13 protein-coding genes, 1 other RNA gene and 1 riboswitch are annotated in these 17012 nt (G+C 44.0%); of the genes, 1 reads left to right on the top strand and 13 read right to left on the bottom strand.

Annotated elements, in window-relative coordinates; genetic code table 11:
• Positions 1-7: 7 nt before the first annotated feature.
• The 4 genes from topA to HXT26_RS00560 form a co-directional block, all read right to left on the bottom strand.
• Positions 8-2863, bottom strand: a complete 2856-nt coding sequence (gene topA, locus HXT26_RS00575; protein WP_422112004.1) for a type I DNA topoisomerase — start codon at positions 2861-2863, stop codon at positions 8-10.
• Positions 2864-2994: 131 nt separating this feature from the next.
• Positions 2995-4293, bottom strand: coding sequence for a phosphatase PAP2 family protein (locus tag HXT26_RS00570; protein WP_421789039.1), 1299 nt, complete (start codon positions 4291-4293; stop codon positions 2995-2997).
• 45 nt (positions 4294-4338) lie between these two features.
• Positions 4339-4435: signal recognition particle sRNA small type (ffs, locus tag HXT26_RS00565), an RNA gene on the bottom strand.
• A 41-nt stretch (positions 4436-4476) separates the two neighbouring features.
• A complete protein-coding gene (locus tag HXT26_RS00560) occupies positions 4477-5619 on the bottom strand; it encodes an inositol-3-phosphate synthase (RefSeq protein ID WP_004118456.1) in 1143 nt (380 codons plus the stop codon).
• A gap of 172 nt (positions 5620-5791) precedes the next feature.
• Between HXT26_RS00560 and HXT26_RS00555 the strand changes: the two genes are divergently transcribed.
• Positions 5792-8116, top strand: coding sequence for a transglycosylase domain-containing protein (locus tag HXT26_RS00555; protein WP_422112003.1), 2325 nt, complete (start codon positions 5792-5794; stop codon positions 8114-8116).
• Between the two features lie 116 nt (positions 8117-8232).
• Here HXT26_RS00555 and HXT26_RS00550 read toward each other — a convergent pair whose 3' ends face one another.
• From HXT26_RS00550 to thiO, 9 genes are all read right to left on the bottom strand, one after another.
• The gene (locus HXT26_RS00550; RefSeq protein ID WP_421789043.1) at positions 8233-8976 is read right to left on the bottom strand and encodes an HAD family hydrolase; all 744 of its coding nucleotides are present in this window, start codon (positions 8974-8976) and stop codon (positions 8233-8235) included.
• A 150-nt stretch (positions 8977-9126) separates the two neighbouring features.
• Positions 9127-9723: a heat shock protein transcriptional repressor HspR gene (locus tag HXT26_RS00545; protein ID WP_004104765.1), complete on the bottom strand. Its 597-nt coding sequence runs from the start codon at positions 9721-9723 to the stop codon at positions 9127-9129.
• 87 nt (positions 9724-9810) lie between these two features.
• The gene (locus HXT26_RS00540) at positions 9811-10863 is read right to left on the bottom strand and encodes a DnaJ C-terminal domain-containing protein (protein WP_004118453.1); all 1053 of its coding nucleotides are present in this window, start codon (positions 10861-10863) and stop codon (positions 9811-9813) included.
• Positions 10864-10989: 126 nt separating this feature from the next.
• Positions 10990-11673 carry a nucleotide exchange factor GrpE gene (gene grpE / locus HXT26_RS00535; RefSeq protein WP_174191660.1) on the bottom strand — a complete coding sequence of 228 codons (684 nt, stop codon included), beginning with the start codon at positions 11671-11673 and terminating at the stop codon, positions 10990-10992.
• A complete protein-coding gene (gene dnaK / locus HXT26_RS00530; RefSeq protein WP_004104772.1) occupies positions 11673-13556 on the bottom strand; it encodes a molecular chaperone DnaK in 1884 nt (627 codons plus the stop codon). The genes grpE and dnaK overlap by 1 nt, the downstream gene beginning before the upstream one ends.
• A gap of 267 nt (positions 13557-13823) precedes the next feature.
• The gene (locus tag HXT26_RS00525) at positions 13824-14555 is read right to left on the bottom strand and encodes a HesA/MoeB/ThiF family protein (RefSeq protein ID WP_422112002.1); all 732 of its coding nucleotides are present in this window, start codon (positions 14553-14555) and stop codon (positions 13824-13826) included.
• A 36-nt stretch (positions 14556-14591) separates the two neighbouring features.
• A complete protein-coding gene (locus HXT26_RS00520; RefSeq protein WP_004104776.1) occupies positions 14592-15404 on the bottom strand; it encodes a thiazole synthase in 813 nt (270 codons plus the stop codon).
• An 89-nt stretch (positions 15405-15493) separates the two neighbouring features.
• A complete protein-coding gene (thiS, locus tag HXT26_RS00515) occupies positions 15494-15700 on the bottom strand; it encodes a sulfur carrier protein ThiS (protein ID WP_004104778.1) in 207 nt (68 codons plus the stop codon).
• A 122-nt stretch (positions 15701-15822) separates the two neighbouring features.
• Positions 15823-16893, bottom strand: coding sequence for a glycine oxidase ThiO (thiO, locus tag HXT26_RS00510; protein ID WP_004104781.1), 1071 nt, complete (start codon positions 16891-16893; stop codon positions 15823-15825).
• Positions 16886-16989, bottom strand: a riboswitch (TPP riboswitch). (Overlaps the previous gene by 8 nt.)
• Between the last annotated feature and the right edge of the window lie 23 nt (positions 16990-17012).

Genomic DNA, 17012 nt, shown 5'->3' with positions numbered 1-17012 from the left:
TTCATTCCTATGCTTTTTTAGCGGTAGATTTCTTTGAAGTAGTCTTCTTTGTAGAAGTTTTCCTTGCGGTAGATTTTTTCGCAGTAGACTTCTTTTCAGAAGATTTTGCAGTGCTCTTAGCCGCTCGCTTTTTGCGTTTTACAGGACCTGCGGCACGCTTTTGCGCCAAAAGTGCAAATGCATCCTGCGGATCAATCGATTCAGGCGTATACTGCTTTGGCAAAGTGCGATTCGTTTCGCCATCAGTAATATAAGCTCCGTAGAAACCATCCTTAATCACTACTGGCTTCCCAGTTTCAGGATCTGCACCAAGCTCACGAAGAGGCGGCTTGGCGGCACCACGAGTACGCTTACCGTACTTTGGTTGCGCAAATAAATCTTTCGCTTCCTGCAAAGTAACAGTAAAAATAGCATCTTCACTAGAAAGAGATCGCGTATCCGGCTTAGATTCCACAGTTTCTCCAGCAGAAGTATCTACAGCAGAATATGTTTTAGTTAAATATGGACCGTAACGACCATTATTTGCTTCGATACGAGCTAGTTTTACAACACCTTCTGCGTCAACTTCTTCATATTCGCCAACAAAACGTGGCAAATTCAAAAGTTGCAACGCTTCTTGCAAAGTCAAAGTCGCTGGATCCATGGTTTTAAACAAAGAAGCCATTTTTGGACGAGCCTTAGAAGACTTAGAAGCCTTAGAAGATTTAGAATCTTCCGCATTATCCTGCTCTTCTACCAGTGCCACGTACGGCCCAAAACGACCATTGCGCACTTCTACATTCCCACCCGTTTCTGGATCTACTCCAAGCACACGTGGACCCTCAGCATTATTCTCAAGCAATTCTCGAGCAGCATCAACAGTTAACTCATCTGGAGCTAAAGTTTCTGGCAAAGAAGCATGACGAGGGTTGCCTTCAGCATCAAGATTCTTAATGTCTTCCAAGTAAGGACCATAGCGTCCAATACGCACATGCAAACCATCGCCAATGTCTATGGTATTTATTTCACGCGCATCAATCTCACCAAGCTCTGCAACCTGCTGTTGCAAACCAATATGAGCTTCATCAGCGGAATTAGCGGCACCTTCACCAGAACCGAAATAGAACCTAGTTAACCAATCGCGACCGGTTTCTTCACCGTGCGCAATTCTGTCCAAACCATTTTCCATATCAGCAGTAAACGCGTAATCAACATACTTCGGGAAATTCGCTTCCAAAAGCTTAATTACAGCAAAAGCAAGCCAAGAAGGAATTAACGCACGTCCACGCTCATAGACGTATCCGCGATCAATAATTGTGGAAATAATCGTTGCGTAAGTAGAAGGGCGGCCTATTTCCTTAGCTTCCAAAGTTTTAACTAAAGAAGCTTCAGTATATCTTGCAGGAGGCTGAGTTTCGTGAGAATCCGCACTAACACTTTTAGCTTCAAGAATATCCCCAGCTTGCATTTGAGGAAGCGCCTTATCGCTTTCACCTTCAGATGCATGTGCATTGCCAAAAACCTTCATAAAACCAGCAAAAGTAATTACTGTTCCAGAAGCTTGGAACAAAGCTTCTCCATATTCTCCAGCAGAAGCATTTAACTTAACAGTTGCTGTAAAACCTGTAGCATCAGCCATTTGTGACGCAAGGGTTCGTTGCCAAATAAGCGTATACAATTTCAGCTGATCCGCAGGTAATTTATCTGCAAGCTCGTCCGGGCTTAAGAAACGCGCTCCAGCAGGGCGAATACATTCATGAGCTTCCTGCGCTCCTGCAGACGTAGTTGCATACTGCTTAGGAGATTGCGAAACATACTCGTCGCCAAACGCTGCACGAGCGGCACTACGCGCAGCTTCGATAGCTTCTTTGGAAAGCGTTACAGAATCCGTACGCATGTAAGTGATATAGCCGTTTTCGTATAAAGATTGCGCAGCTCGCATAGTTTGGCGAGAGCTCATTGAAAGTCGGTTTCCAGCAGTTTGCTGCAAAGTTGATGTAGTAAAAGGTGGCAAAGGACGACGACGATACGGCTTCGTTTCCATAGAGTCAACTACAAAATCTGAATTTTCAAGAGCTTTAGAAAGCTTAGATGCAAAATCAGCATCAACATGCAAAGCTTTTTGTGATTCATCTTTTGTAGAAACCAACTCACCTTTTGAATTGAAATCTTTAGAACCAGCCAGACGGCGACCAGAAAGCTCGCTCATGCGCGCTTCAAAATCGACACTTTCACCATCTGAGCCTTTAGAACTTAAAATCGCGCTAATATCCCAGTAAGACGCCTTAGTAAACGCCATACGCTCGCGTTCACGCTCAACAATCAACCTAGTAGCAACAGACTGCACGCGTCCAGCAGAAAGACCAGGACCAACTTTTCTCCACAAAACAGGAGAAAGCTCATATCCATACAAACGGTCTAACACACGACGAGTTTCTTGCGCGTCAACCATATTGTCGTCAACATTTCGAGTATTACTAAGCGAGGCTTGAATTGCATCCTTAGTAATCTCATGAAACACCATGCGCTTTACTGGCACAGTTGGCTTCAATGCTTCTACCAAATGCCACGCAATAGCTTCACCTTCGCGATCCTCATCAGTTGCCAGATATAATTCGTCAGCTTTTGCGAGCGCAGACTTTAAATCGGAAACAGTTTTCTTTTTATCTGAGCCAACTACGTAATATGGCGCAAAACCATGATCGACATCTACACCAAACTTACCAAACGCCGCTTTGCGTGAGGCTGGAACTTGGCTTGGCTGAGCGAGATCGCGAATATGCCCAACTGAAGCCATGACGGTATATCCATTGCCTAAATACCCGCCAATTTTTCGCGCTTTCGTGGGAGACTCCACAATGACTAGCTTATTCTGTGCTGCCATATTCGCTCCTTTCCTAACACAATCGAACATATAATTCCGAACTATATGTTTCACGCTAACTGTATCGCAACTTAAGTTATACGTCCATTACATTCCACCTCGGTGGATAAAAGCAGATAGAGTAGACAATATTACTTAGAAGCAGATGGAGGCGTCGGCGGAGCGCCTACTAATCCAAGCCTACTCAACGGCGAAGCTGTAGAGTGACGCATTACCATAATTACGCCAAAAACAAGCAAAGACACGCCTATAATCAGCCAATAAGTTGCTACATAAGATACGCTTGCAGCCCATTGAGCAAAAATATCAACACCAGGAAGAATTTGCCATATTAAATAAAGTGCATACAAACACGCCAACACACCAATCGTAATCATAGAGCTTCCTACAATTTGAACGCTAATTGAGGAACGTCGATAAGCTGGCATATCCATTCCACTACTGCGAGTGCATGCGAGCATAATAAGCGTTACAGCACCAACGATAAGTAATGACATAAGAACGTCAGAAACTCTATGCCAATGTGCTGCAACCAAAGAAAGTTCCACAAGAATGCTTATAAAAGCTGCAGCTACCGCTGCCCATGCGCGCCAAACACGCGAAACTGCGCAAATAAGCAACGCACATGATGCAGTAATAAGTAGGGTATGACCTGAAGGTGCTGAATTTGCAGACAAATATTCAATACTTATAAGCATTGGGCGCGGAAGAATTTTTTTCAATGGTTCAGCAGCAGCCGAAAGAATAATAATCCCAGCACATTGACCAAGAAGCCACCAACGTTTACGAATACAAACTACTATGAGTGAAACAAGAGCAATTATTATGCCAGTAACTATAACAACCATAGAAACGCTTATAGGTCGCAAGCAAAATGCAAGCCAAGACGGCATACCATGAGAGCCAAATCCATCAATTACCATTTCTTCATAGCTTTGACCAAGTACTGTTTGCACACTAATAAACCATATGAACGCAGCAGAAGCCAGGAAAACAATTGCAATAGCAACACACCACAATATGGTAGATATTCGAGGACGCTTTACGAGCGGATCAAGCTGATCAATATCATCTGCATCCGATGAAGAATCTTCAAAAGATAACTGATTAGTTGAATACGACAAATCAGACAAATCAGATTGACGTTTAGTTTGTTTCACAAACTGTTTTACAGACTGTTTAGAAGATTTCTCTTCAGTATTTTCTGGAAATAAAGGCGATATTTTTTCGTCATTATCCTCAGATGAGATTGGAGAAAATGGCGTAATCGTATTAATCGAATCCAAAGGATGCGAATAGTCACTACCTTCACTGTTGCGATTAATATCTTGCGAAGTTCCACCTACCGGCAGCGCATCATTTTCCCCAGCAGAATCATCATGCTGATTGTCAATGCTATTGGATTGAATTCCTGCAAATTCTTCACTCATACTTTAGACTTTACGACAGTATTTACGACCGCGCTAGTTTTACGCATAATAAAACCTCCGCGCACCCACCAGAGGCCACTTACCCTTGCTGCATTTCTGCCCTGGGGGGATTGGGTGACTTAGTGCCACACGGAGGCTTTATCTATATTACACGATTTTCGCTACATGTCGAGTAGTAATAAATTATGCGCGCCACACACTCTTGCCATGTTCTTTTGCAAATTCAGTATCTTCATCAAGCTGAGACTCGTTAGCTTCAACATCACCAGCAATATAGCGTTCAACTAATTGGCGAGCTTCACTATCTTCATGCTGAACTGCAGGAGACTTCATAAAGTATGAACTTGGGGCCAAAACCGGACCAGAAAGCTTGCGATCCAAAGCAATTTTTGCGGCTCGAACAGCATCGATAACAATTCCGGCAGAATTTGGAGAATCCCAAACCTCAAGCTTGTACTCCAAATTCAAAGGAACATCACCAAAAGTAGTACCTTCCAAACGCACGAAAGCAAACTTGCGATCATCCAACCAAGCTACGTAGTCTGAAGGCCCAATATGAACATTATGCTCATCCATTTCATGAGGCACGATTGAAGTTACTGCACGAGTCTTAGAAATCTTTTTAGATTCAAGTCTTGAACGCTGAAGCATGTTCATAAAGTCCATATTTCCGCCAACATTCAGCTGATACGTGCGATCCAAACGCACACCGCGATCCTCAAAAAGTCGAGCCATAACGCGGTGAGTAATAGTTGCACCTACCTGACTTTTAATGTCATCGCCAATAATAGGAACTCCTGCATCACGGAATTTTTGTGCCCACTCAGGATCAGAAGCAATGAAGACTGGCAGGCAGTTTACAAATGCACAGCCAGCTTCCATCGCAGCAGTCGCATAAGCTTTATCGGCTTGCTCAGATCCTACTGGAAGATAAGAAACAAGCACATCCACATGCTTATCTCGCAAAACTTGAGCAACGTCAACAGGTTCAGCCTCGGACTCATCAATCATTTCACGGTAGTAATCACCAAGACCGTCATAAGTTGGACCACGCAATACTTCTACACCCAAATTTGGTACATCAGCAAAACGAATTGTGTTATTTTGTGAAGCGCCAATTGCTTCACTTAAATCATGCCCAACCTTTAGAGAATCAACATCAAACGCCGCAACAAACTCAATATCGCGCACACGATACTGACCAAATACAGCGTGCATCAACCCTGGAATTTTCTCACCGTCATCAGCGTTTTTGTAATATTCAACGCCCTGAACCAGCGACGAAGCACAATTGCCGACACCGGCAATGGCAACGCGGATGCTCATATAGACTCCTTGCCCTGCAAAATAAGCGACATTACATTATGCCGCACCATACACATTTCATAATACTATTGCTTTAACAAATATGTACTAATATTCAATATTTTTAATCTTTTCTAAACAAAAACATGCTGTTTTGTAGAAAAATTCAACACCGGACGCTACGGTGGAATGTATGGTTGCACGTAAAGATGGAAGACGAGCGTCTACTTCGCATGAGAAAGCTACTCGAAGCATATCGTCACAATCACAAAAAAATACGAATATGCCTTCATCTGTCCCACCACGCGGACAAGACTCATACCGTCCACATTCGTATTCTTTTGAATCAAACAAAAGCAGCCGTAATTCGAGATTCGAACGTTCTCGCGCAGCAACACGCAGAAGGCGTCGTAGAACTTGGCGAGGCAGACATCCTATTATTTTTTGGGCACTTATTGTTATTTTTGTGCCAATTTTGCTAGGCACAATTGTTTTTGCTTATCTGTACGCAACTACAGATATACCTGCACCAGACAAAGTTGCTATGGCAGATAAGACGAAAGTGTACTATTCAGATGGCAAAACTGAATTAGGTTCTTTTGCTGAGCAAAATCGCGAAATTATCAATTGTTCAGTACTACCTAAATATGTTGGTAAAGCAATAGTTGCTTCAGAAAATCGTTCCTTCTACCACGATGGCGGAATAGATTTTAAAGGAATTGGACGCGCATTACTTCATAACGTTACAAAGCACGGGCGTTGGGGCGGCTCAACTATTACGCAACAATATGCGGAAAGATATTATCTCGGTGAAACAAAAACTTATTTTGGAAAACTAAAAGAAGCTATTTTAGCTTTGAAAATTGCGCAAACCCAAGATAAAGATACAGTACTTTGCAATTATATGAATACTATTTACTTGGGTAGAGGAGCATACGGAATTCAAGCTGCAGCTAAAGCATATTTCGGTATAGAAGCAAAAGATTTGTCACTTTCGCAAGCTGCACTTTTAGCAGGTATTATTCCAGCACCAAGTAGCTGGGATCCTGCAATTGGTCCAAAAGAAGCAGGCATTCGCTTTAAGCGCGTGTTACGCATTATGAAAGAAGATGGCTACATTACAGCTTCTCAAGCAGCGCAAGCAAAAATGCCTAAAACTATTACTCAGACGACTCAAAACATTTACGCAGGTCAACAAGGTTACTTATTGCATATGGTTCGCGACGAGTTAACTAGGAACGGTGCTTTTACGCAGGAAGATCTTGACAGTGGCGGATATCGCATTATTACTACTATCGATAAAGCTAAGCAAGATTTAATGTTCAAAGTTGCAAGTCCTTCTCAAGATGGACGAGGAATTGTGCCAGAAGGACTGCAAGTTGGCGGAATTTCAATAAACGCAAAAGATGGTTCAATCATTTCCGTTTACGCAGGAGACGATTATCTAAAGAAACAGCTTAATAACGCCACACAAGCGCTTTATGAGCCAGGTTCTACTATGAAGCCTTTTGCGCTTATGGGAGCAATTCAGGCTGGCACTAGCTTGGATACAATGTTCAATGGCAATTCTCCACGCAAGTTTGATGGTATTGATAAGCCTGTTGGAAACTTTGCAAACATGAGCTACGGCACCATTAACTTATACAGTGCAACTGCAAATTCTGTGAACACAGTATATATGGATTTGCAAAGTAAACTTGGTGCTAAGAAAGTTGCTCATACTGCAGTTATGGCAGGTTTAAGCCCTGAACGAGTCAATGGTAAGAATCCGTTTACTGTGCTCGGAAACGATTCTGTGCATGTAAGCGAAATTGCGCGCGCATATGCAACATTTGCAAACCAAGGAAGACGCCCAGATTTGCATATTGTTGCCAGCGTAAAAAATCCTGACGGTAAGGAGTTCTACCGTGCACCAACAGCCGGAAAGCAAGTATTCTCACCAGCCGATGCCGCTCTAGCTACAAAAGCAATGATTGGCGTAGTGCAACATGGTACAGCAACTGAAGCTCGCGCTGTAGGTAGAGAAATTGCAGGAAAGTCTGGAACAGCAAACGATGAAACTGCTGGTAGCTTTGTAGGATTTACGCCAAATATTGTTACCGCATTTGCCATATGGAATCCAGACGCTAAAGGTAGCCCACAAGTAATTAAACCGTTCCACGGATATCTTGGCGGAAGCGACTACCCTGTGCACTTGTTTACAAGATACATGCGTCAAGCGGTAATAGGAACCCCGAATACTAAATTCCCTGAAGCAAAAGACACAGGCAAAATTGGTGGACCTGATGGAAAATGGGGATTAGGCGAACAACATACATTCACGCATATAAAAACTGAGAATGAGGGTAAGGATAAAAACAAGGACAAAGATAAAGACAAGGACAACGACAACGATTTAGACCTTGATAGTCAGCTGTATGGTCGTGACGATTCATCATCGGGCGGCGTTGGCAGCTACGATAATAATTCTGGCGGTCATGGTTATGACAATAACTATGACACAACTGGAGGAAACTAGTAAATCAACTGTAGCTATTTATAAACAAAACTGTAGCTAATTTACGAACAGATATGCGAATAGCTAGCTAAGTAAATAGCTAAATAGTTTGTTAATTAGTTTTGCTAGTTTATTAATTAGTTTCGGCTCAAAACAATGTTCTCAAGCATTTTAGCAGTAACATTTTCATAACCGTTAAGTTCTGCATGATGCTTGCTCTCAGATATGTTTGCGCGCGAAAAACCTGTTTGCGCAATTACAGTTGCTCCGGAATTAATTGCAGCAGTAAGACCAGATAGAGAATCTTCTATGGCAATGCAATTAGCCATCTGCTTTGCAACTTCCTCATCCGCGCCCTCAATGCCAACCATTTTCCCTGCAGCAAGATAAGGCTCAGCACTAGGCTTCGGCTTAAATCCATCATCTCCACACACGTACCCAGCGAAAGCACCTTCTGGAGCGTGATTCACAATATTTTCAACCAAACAACGCGGCGAATTGCTCACCAAAATTGAAGGAATGCCGGCATCCGTAAGACTTTTAAGTACATCTAAAACTCCCGGAACCCACGGCACGGATTCAGCCTCACGAGCAGCAACGTAATCAACCATGCCTTTGCCAATTTCTTCTACTGTAAGTTTTGTACCAGAAGGAATCATCTTATTGGCAACAGTTTCAAGGGATCCACCGGAACATTCCCAAGCTAAATCTTCATCCCAGTATCCACCGTATTTTTTTACTAAATAAAATTCCGACTCATGCCAATACGGCTCGGAATCTATAAGAGTACCATCCATATCCCAGAAAACTGCACGCAACACATGTTTTTCTTCACTAGAGTTAAGAGTATTTGCACACATATTCGTCGTCTGTTCAGCCATTCACAATCCTTTATATTGCATATATTTGCTTTAGCTTTTGTAGCACATCATTTTCGCACTAATTCTGCATTACTTTTCGCACTATTAATTCTTCTCGTTAATTCTCACTAATTTCTCACTTAAGCACAATAAGTAGCCATACCTACGTTACTATATGCTCCACGCTCTCCACAACACCACAGATTTTTCATCCGAGGACTTTCGATTTTTATAATTACTGTTATAGCTTTCCGAAGAATACGACGAAGGTAACGCTCGCCTCTCTGTAAGAATATCCCGCCTCCAGCGACGCGCATTGCGAGAACGCTGCATTTCCACAATGTCACCATCTGCATTTGCAGCAAAAATATTGCGTTCTGAAGACTCTGCAGAATCAAGCAAATGCCTTACTTGTCTTTTAAGCTGTCGATTTTCTTCTTGCAAATCAAGTATTTGCATGATGCCAGCAAGATTGATACCTTCATTTTGGCTTAAATGCTGAGTTTGCACAATCCTGTCTATATCTCGCAAAGAATAGCGGCGAGCGCCACCTTCAGTTCTATTCGGCATTATTAAATGAAGCCGATCATACTGTCGTAAAGTTTGCGGGTGCGTATTGGTTAGGCGTGCCACATGGCTTACGGTAAATATTGGCAAATCAAGAACAAATCCTACTTCATCTGCCCCGTCAAGCGTTGCAGTACCACGCACTAAAGCAACTGCACACATTTCATACAGTGCTTTAGTTTCACGCGTTATTGGTGTCATAGCACGCCTTCCTTTGCCCTTTTTAGTATGTTTAAAGCACTGTTACAAGCAATTCAACAGTGTTTAACCTACTAAATTATTGTTAACTTAGTTTTGTCTTAATTTTTTAATTTCTTCAGCATAAGTTTCGCCAGCAGTTTTATCAAATTCTTTTGCAACGCGTCTAAGAGACATGCTCGAACGCTTTGGCAAACGAATCTGCACAACACCAACAAAATCGCCATTCTTTCCGGGCACTCCAGCACCTTCTATACGAACTTCATCACCGCTTGAAACACAAGCTGGAACTTTGAAAGTAACAGGATTGCCGTCTAGGTCGTTTATACTAACTTTTGCACCATGCACTGCTTCACTTAACGTTAGCGGCAATGTAGAAATCAAATCGTCGCCTCGCAAAGTAAATTTATCTGATGCTTCTACTTGAACATGCAAGTACAAGTCACCTGCAGCACCACCGAACTTGCCTGGCTTGCCTTTTCCTTTCAAACGAATTTTCTGTCCGGTTTTTACACCAGCTGGAATATGCGTTTTAAAAGTTTCACCAGCCGCACGCAACGATACTGTAGCGCCTTTAAAAGCTTGCTTAAATGTGAGCTTTATATCGGTTGTTATATCTTCGCCAACTTCAGGCACGTCAGCTTCCTGCGGTTGAGAATACCTCTCACCGCCAAAGCCACTCGTACCTTGGAATCCTGCTGAATCTTGAGAGCGCTGACCTCCACCAAACATGGAGAAAATGTCGCTCATATTTGGTCCAGCACCGTTGGATGTAAAGCGAATGCGCGAACCGTTTCCGCCCATACCACCCATGCCAGAGCCGCCGTTGAACATGGAGAAAATGTCCGAGAAACTCGACGCATCGAAACCGCCAGCACCACCTGCTCCTCCAGCGAAACGAGCACCACCAGCACCAAATTGGCGGATAGCATCGTAACGTTGACGAGTTTGACTATCTTTTAATACGTCATAAGCTTCAGAAACATCCTTAAATTTTTCTTCAGCTTCTTTTGTTTTGTTTAAATCAGGGTGATATTTACGAGCAAGTTTGCGATACGCTTTGGTAATCGTTGCCTCATCTGCGTCTTTGGAGACACCGAGAACCTTATAAAAATCCTTAGCTAACCATTCATTTTCAGCCATTTGTGCCTCCTTTCTTCACAAGCACATTGGCTATTTCGCTTTTGACCAAATATAGGCTGCTCGTGCCAACTCTTATGAGTCAGCACGAGCAAGTTATGCAATAAAGTCACGAAAGAGTTTCGTTAGTCATTGCTGTGGTGAAGAAACGACCACACGAGCGGCGCGAATAACGCGATCTCCTATTCGATATCCTGCTTCAACTACAGCATCAACAGTTTCTTTTGTAGAGTCTGGATCTGGTCTGTGCAAAATTGCATCATGCTTGGTCGGGTCAAAATCTTCGCCCTTTTCACCAAACTTTTCCACACCAAACTTTTCAAAAGCCTTATCTATCTTAGTTGCAACAGCCTTGAACGAATCATCCATTTCGCTATGCTCGCGAATGCGGTCAATATCATCCAATGCTGGAAGCAATGCTGTCAGAACGTCAATAATTCCATGCTGTCTGAAACGATCCTGCTCTTTGGCAGAACGATTTCTGAAGTTTATAAACTCAGCACGCTCTCGCTGTAACGCTTCCAAGTACTCTGCAGCTTCTTTCTTAGCTTTACCTAAGGGAGTTAAACTGCCGCTATCTGCGTCTTGGCTGTCTTTCGATTCTGAAGATTCAGCGGAATTCGCTGTATTCTCAGAATTTGCGGAATCCGCAGAAACGTTAGCGTCAGCTTTCGTTTCTGCAGGATTTGCACCTTCAGCAACTTTCGATGAAGATTGCGCAGACGATTTCGCAGAATCACCTGTAGCTTTTACATCCAGCGAGTCAGCATCTTCCATATCTTGCAAATATTCGTTGGCGTTAAAGTCGGACATTACTTGTTGTCCTTATCGTCCTTGTCGTCGTCCACCACTTCGGCGTCAACTACATCATCATCCTTAGCTGCAGAGCCAGCCTGAGCACCAGCAGCAGACTGAGCGCCAGCTTCGGCACCAGCAGCACCCTGCTGAGCGTAAAGCTGCTGACCGATCTTCTGAGCAGAAGTCATCAACTCGCTTTGAGCAGACTTAATCTTCTCAACGTCGTCACCCTTCAAAGCTTCCTTCAAAGCATTAACCTTGTCGGTAACTTCCTTAGAGATTTCATCGGAAAGCTTGTCTTTATTGTCGTTCACGAGCTTTTCAGTCTGGTAAGCAAAGGCTTCTGCTTGGTTGCGAACTTCAGCTTCTTCCTTACGCTTCTTATCTTCAGCTTCGTGAGCTTCAGCTTCCTTCACCATGCGGTCAATTTCGTCCTTTGGCAAACCAGAACCACCGGTAATAGTCATGGACTGTTCCTTACCAGTGCCCTTATCCTTAGCGGAAACGTGCACAATGCCGTTAGCATCAATATCGAAAGTAACTTCAATCTGCGGAACGCCACGAGGAGCTGGAGCAATTCCAGTCAACTCAAAAGTACCAAGAGGCTTGTTATCGCGAGCAAACTCACGTTCGCCCTGGTAAACCTGAATCAACACGGATGGCTGATTGTCTTCAGCAGTAGAGAATACTTCCGAGCGCTTCGTAGGAATAGCAGTATTGCGATCGATAAGCTTTGTCATAATTCCACCCTTGGTTTCAATACCCAAGGAAAGTGGAGTTACATCAATAAGCAGAACGTCTTTGCGATCTCCCTTAATAACGCCCGACTGAACGGCTGCACCAACTGCAACAACCTCATCTGGGTTCACGGACTGGTTAGCTTCCTTACCGCCTGTAAGTTCCTTCACCAAATCCTTCACAGCTGGCATACGAGTTGAACCACCAACAAGAACCACGTGATCGATCTGGCTTACTGAAATACCAGCGTCAGAAAGAACGTTGTTAAATGGAGTACGGCAGCGGCCAAGCAAGTCGGAAGTCATTTCCTCAAAGTGAGCACGAGTCAAAGTCTCATCCAAATGCACTGGAGTGCCGTCAGGAGTCATTGCCAAGTACTGCATAGAAATTGAGGTAGAAGTAGAAGAGCTAAGTTCCTTCTTTGCCTGCTCAGCAGCTTCCTTCAAGCGCTGCAAAGCAATCTTATCCTTGCTCAAATCAACGCCATACTTGTTCTTAACTTCGCCAACGAGCCAGTCGATAATCTTCTGATCCCAGTCGTCGCCACCCAAATGGTTATCGCCGTTAGTTGCTTGCACCTGAATTGTGGAGAATCCGTCGTCATCCTTACCAATTTCAAGCAAGGACACATCGAAAGTACCGCCACCCAAGTCGAATACCAAAATGCGCTCGTCTTCCTTGCCTTTTTCAAGGCCGTAAGCCAAAGCTGCAGCAGTTGGTTCGTTAATAATACGAAGCACGTTCAAGCCTGCAATCTTACCTGCATCTTTAGTTGCCTGACGCTGAGCATCGTTGAAGTATGCTGGGCATGTAATAACGGCATCGGTTACCGGCTCACCCAAGTAAGCTTCAGCATCGCGCTTCAACTTCATCAAAACCTGTGCAGAAATCTCTTGTGGAGTCCACTTCTTGCCGTCGATATCAACAGTCCAATCAGTGCCCATGTGGCGCTTTACTGAGCTAATCGTGCGATCAACGTTTGTTACAGCCTGACGCTTAGCAACTTCACCAACCAAGATTTCGCCAGACTTGCTGAATGCCACAACAGATGGCGTGGTACGTGCGCCTTCAGCGTTTACAATAACTGTTGGGCTGCCACCTTCAAGAGTAGCAATGCAAGAGTTGGTTGTTCCCAAATCAATACCTACTGCGCGTCCCATAATTTCTCCTTAACTAGGTATTGCACCTTTTGTGCAATTACGCTTTCCTTCAAGTTTTGTAGTTACGTAAGCTGAACCTTATTTAGATTCCTTGTTGGAAACTATGTAAAGCATCAGCTTTTTTACTTTCCAAAACTTGAGTCTATTACACTCAACTTATAAAAGTCAACTTTTATTCCCAAAAATTACAAAAAACTTTATACAACTAGACTCAAGTTTTGCAATTTAAGCAAAATTAATGGGAAATTCTGAAAAATTCAGTAGGATTCACGCGCTGAACTTAAAGTGGCGAAGTGAATTATTAAGCGCATTGTAGCGCGCTAAAACGCCAATAAGCGACGTGCCAATACCGGTTATGAGTTTAATTGCTTCAGTTGCCATCATTGCGCCAACAATAGCTGCAGTTGCACCCAACACAGCCGATTTTGGCACTTTTTCTTTAGGCGGAGGGCACGCATACAAATCACGCAAACCAGGACCTTTTCCTGGCACGAAAACGCTTACTTGACCTTCATAATAAAGCACCGAACCGTAAACTTCCGGCGTACCAGCACTCCAAGCAGCATCCGCAATCAAAAAGCGCGTATCAAAATTATCACAACCGTCGATAACAATATCGTGACTTTCTACAAGCTGCTTTGCGTTGTCTTCATTAAATCTATTTACAAGGTTGATTTTTAAACCTGGAGATAACGCTTGCAGACGATTAGCTGCAAGTTGCGCTTTAGATTTGCCGCACTGATCGACAGTATATAAAGTCTGTCTTTGCAAATTAGAAAGCTCAACAACGTCGTCGTCACAAATTGTGATTTCTCCAACTCCTGCAGCAGCAAGCGAAAGCAAGCACGGCGAACCAAGTCCACCTGCACCGACCATGCAGATTTTCGCATCGCGAAGTAACTGCTGATGTTCATTAGTAAAGCCCGGCAGGAGCAAGTGACGGCTAGTGCGTTCCGCCTCAAGCTCCTGCAGGTTGTCGTAAATTTTATTAATCGTCATGTTGAATAATATGCCGAAAAATTACAGTACAGAAATTTACAGTACAGAATCAGCCCAAGCGCGACCTTCAACAGGCGAAGAAGCGAGTGCATGTTCACGCTTAGGAATACGGCCAGCATCGTGAGCAAGCTTTCCAGCAGTTACAGCAGCAGCCATTGCGCGGCCCATCTTTACAGGATCTGGGCAGCGAGTTACAGCACTTGCAAGAAGCACACCAGAGCAGCCAATTTCGAAAGCTTTAACAACATCGGAAGCAGTTCCAACACCAGCATCCAAAATTACAGGAACGCCAGCTTCCTTGCATTCTTGAACAATCAGCTCAATGTTTCGAGGATTCAAAATGCCAAGACCAGTTCCAATTGGAGCACCACCAGGCATAACAGCCTTCACGCCAAGCGAAACCAAGCGACGAGCCACAATCGGGTCGTCATTCGTGTAGCAAAGCACGCTAAATCCTTCTTCAATAAGCTTTTCTGCAGCAAGCAATACTTCACGAGTATCTGGGAGCAAAGTATCGTCGTCTGCAATTACTTCGAGCTTAATCCAGTCAGTTCCAAGCGATTCACGAGCCATTTTTGCTGTAAGAACAGCATCATGCGCAGTTTTGCAACCAGCAGTATTTGGCAAAACGTTAATATTGTGGCGCTGCAACATGCCGTAAATATCCACGCCAGTTTTTGCGTGACGACGCATGGCAACTGTTGCCACTTCCGCACCCGAAGCAACAAGCGACTTTTCCATAATATCAATGCTCGTCATGCCGCCTGTACCAAGCAAAAGCCTTGAGTGTAAAGTCTTACCGCAAAGCTGCCAAGTATCGGCACTTTCTTCTGTATTATTTTCTGTCATTTTAAGCCTTTTATTTAATATTTAATATTTAAACTTAATTAAAATTAAATAATTAAGCGCACTAATTTCACGCTTAATTTTGTGGTGTTTCAGCCGCCTTGAACTGCGCTAAGAATTTCGACTTGATTCCCATCACATATGACTGCTGATTCCCATTGCGCGCGAGAAAGCACATCGTCGCCAATTGCGACCGCTATACCAGGTCCTGCATCCGAACCATAACGTTGCGCAATAAGCTGAGCAACAGTTAATCCGTCTTGCACTTCAACAGTTTCACCATTGACTACGATTTGCATAATCTAACCTTTACTAACTAAAAGCTGAATTACTAAAAGTACTTTCTGCATCACACTTACGTCTATATTTGAACGCTTCACAAATTCGCAGCGAAATATAGCAAATTCACCGAAATTAGCGATTAGAAGCGTGCAGGATTGCAGCTTTCCAAGAATCCCTTTTCCTTCTCAGTCAACTCTTGCTCAAGCACGAGTTTTGTGGTCAAAGAAGAGCCTAAAGCGGTGAGCAAAATTCCGTGACGGAAGTAACCGGTGGAAATCGTGGTGTGCGTCTTAGGATCAATGCCAATGAATGGCAAATCATCTGGAGTTCCAGGACGACCGCCAGCAGTAACCTCAGTAATCGAGCATTCCTGAATGCCAGGAAGCACGCTTGCGGCATCGCGAAGCAAGTCAAGCACGCCACCGACCTTTGGAATATCGCGGTCATCTTCGCGAGAAGTAGCACCGAGCACAAGCTCGCCTGTTTCCTTAGCGCGAGGCACCAAATAAACTGGGCGGTCATGCACAAACCCACGAACCACGGAACTCAAAATTGGGCGCAAAGGCTCTGGAATAGTCATACGAATCATATCGCCCCACACAGCGCGAAGCTTAAGCTGAGGAAGCATATCCTTAGCACCCAAGCCGGATGCCAAAACTGTGTCTGGACCCAAATCGTCTGGAGTGCTTGCGCGACGCTCAATAACAACACCGCGCTTTTCAAGTGCATCAATCATTGCTGCAGTGAAAAGACGAGGGTTGATTTGATGGTCGTCCGGCACGCTTACAGCGCCTGCAATCGTCGGCGAAAGCGCAGGCTCAATTTCACGAAGCTTACTCACAGAAATATGCTCAGCTCTACGTCCATAACGGTGCTGCAAGTTTAGCAACTCGTTCACGTGCTCGTTATCTGCAGCGTCACCACCGATTACGTAAGAGCCGCACTCTAAGTAGCCGGTTGGCTTATCGGTGTACTTTGCAACCGAATCAACCAATTCCTTATACATAGTTGCAGACTCAAACATAAGAGGATACAACGCTTCTTGCTGATATTGCATTTCTGCGGTAGGAGCTAGCATGCCGGCAGCATGGTGAGAAGCACCGGAGACTGGATCTGGATCAATTATGCTAACTTTTACGCCAGCTTCCGTAAGTCTCCACGCTGTTGCTAAACCAATAATACCTGCACCAATAATACGAATATTTCGCATATATACTCCTTCCCTACGGCGGCATTACCCGCATCAGGTTTACGGTCGGCTTTCGCCCTCTCAGCCTGTGTAGAACAGGCTCCCGCGGTGTAACCTTGACTTTCAAGAATTACAAATGC

Source organism: Gardnerella sp. DNF00497B (genome assembly GCF_049262725.1).
GTDB lineage: Bacteria > Actinomycetota > Actinomycetes > Actinomycetales > Bifidobacteriaceae > Bifidobacterium > Bifidobacterium leopoldii.
This window is presented reverse-complemented; position numbering and strand designations above follow the sequence as displayed.